A 1,970-nucleotide genomic window follows, 5' to 3' on the forward strand; every position below is an offset into this window, starting at 1 on the left:
AAAAACACTATCTCAACAGGCAAGGCGGCGAAGTTGCTTGGCGTAACAGTAAAAACAGTTCAGCGATGGGAGCGGGAAGGCAGACTGATTCCCGTCGCTCGCACCGATAGCAATCGCCGCCTTTACACGGAAGAGCAAATACAAGAATTTCTTGGATTAAAATCGGCTCAAATCCTAACGCGACAAGTCGCCTATTGCCGAGTGTCGTCTACGTCGCAAAAGCCGGATTTAGCCAATCAGCGCCGTGTATTAGAGGAGTTTGCCGTGGCGAAAGGATTGGCCAATGTTGAATTTATTGAGGAAGTCGGTGGGGGTTTGAATTTTAAGAGAAAACGTTTTTTAGCTTTAATGGATGCTGTTGGCCGCCGCGAAATTAAAACGTTAATTTTGGCTCATCGTGACCGACTCACTCGTTTTGGTTTTGACTGGTTCGAGCATTATGCAAGCACCAATGGATGCGAAATTTTGGTATTGAATCAAGAGCGCCTTTCGCCAGAACAAGAAATGGTGCAAGATTTAATGACGATTGTGCATTGTTTTTCTTCAAGGCTCTATGGCTTGAGAAATTATCGTAAGCAATTGAAAGAAGCATTAAAAAATGAAAGTGACCCGAATCCTTAATGCGAAAAAACCCAACAAGGGCAAAGTCGCGGCTTTGCGCGAGCAAGCCCATTTACTTGGAGGGATACGCTCGGAAGTTTGGCAACGGTTCGGATCGATGAAGGGTGTTGGTCTGTCGGATCGTCAGATTCGTGATGGGTGGTTGAAGGAAAGGCGCGTTTTTCTTGTCTCGGCGAATGCTTGGAAAGAAACCTTGCGCGATGCCAAGGGTGACATCACCGCCTGCATGGAAGCGGCCAAGGTCAAGGTGCGCCGCCGCATCTGGCGATGCACTCATGACAAGGCGGAGCAAAAGCGCCTTTTTACCGCGCTCAAGCGCAACGAATGGACAAGCGATGCTTATTTACGTCGGATGATGCGCAAAGATTGGAAGCACGGCCATAATCATACGCACAATCAGATCATTGTGCGCTCGGATAATTACACCACGTTTCAACTTGGAGAGCGCGCTTGGATCAAAATTCCTGGTCTCGTGAAAGGCCAGCGCATCGCTATTCCGCTCAATACCACGGTCGAACCAACTGGAACTCTGCGCATTATTATTAAAGATGATGATCGCATTGAGGTTCACTATACGTTTGATATTGAAGAAAAAAAGGATTGTGGTACTGGCACCTTGGGCATTGATAAAGGCTATTCAGAAGTTTTCGTTGATTCCGATGGTGAGCATCATGGTCAAAGATTGGGCAAGCTCCTTTCAACAACATCCGATCAATTAAAAACCAAAGGTCAAAGAAGAAACAAGCTACGCGCAATTGCAAATAACACCGGCAATCCGCGCAAGCGCGCGAACATGATCAAGAACAATCTTGGTCGGATAAAGCATGAGCATCTTTTAGAGAAAGCCCATGCGCAAATTCGAGATTGCGTATTCCAAGCGGTTCATAAGGTTGTGGATAAAGCCACTGTCATTGCAACAGAAGATTTAACCGCGCCGATGGCGGGCAAGTCCTTCGGCAAAAACGTCAATCGCAGGCTTTCGGTCTGGACGAAAGGCGTCATTGCCGAAGCACTTGGCTGTGTTTCAAACCGTAGAGGTTCTACGGTCGTTTTGGTCAATCCTGCATACACATCGCAAACGGATTCCCGAACTGGATGTCTTGACGGCAAGCGGCAAGGGGATCGGTTTTACTGTTCCGACGGGGTTGTGTTGCAAGCAGATCAAAACGCTGCGCGAAACGTGCTGGCAAGGTTGTTTGATCCTGATATTGATCGGTTTATGCCGTACCGAAAGGTAAAAACGATCTTGCTGGAACGGACTGAGCGCCATCGGTTGGGACTGCTCAACCAGGACTCCAGTTGCTCGCCAGTCATGGTGCTATCAACGGAGAGCGAATGACCGAATGCGT

General features: G+C 48.0%; 2 protein-coding genes. Both read left to right on the forward strand.

The window, feature by feature from the left end:
• Positions 1-9 precede the first annotated feature (9 nt).
• Complete coding sequence (locus CKO36_RS18860) at positions 10-621, forward strand: IS607 family transposase (RefSeq protein ID WP_200286447.1); 612 nt, start codon at positions 10-12, stop codon at positions 619-621.
• Complete coding sequence (locus CKO36_RS18865) at positions 599-1,960, forward strand: RNA-guided endonuclease TnpB family protein (RefSeq protein ID WP_200286446.1); 1,362 nt, start codon at positions 599-601, stop codon at positions 1,958-1,960. Before CKO36_RS18860 ends, CKO36_RS18865 begins: the two co-directional genes overlap by 23 nt.
• Positions 1,961-1,970: the final 10 nt, after the last annotated feature.

Source organism: Rhabdochromatium marinum (assembly GCF_016583795.1).
GTDB lineage: Bacteria > Pseudomonadota > Gammaproteobacteria > Chromatiales > Chromatiaceae > Rhabdochromatium > Rhabdochromatium marinum.

Bases quoted from the DNA above. Each gene is read 5' to 3' on its own strand.
- CKO36_RS18865 (WP_200286446.1), top strand. From the start codon at position 599: ATGAAAGTGACCCGAATCCTTAATGCGAAAAAACCCAACAAGGGCAAA.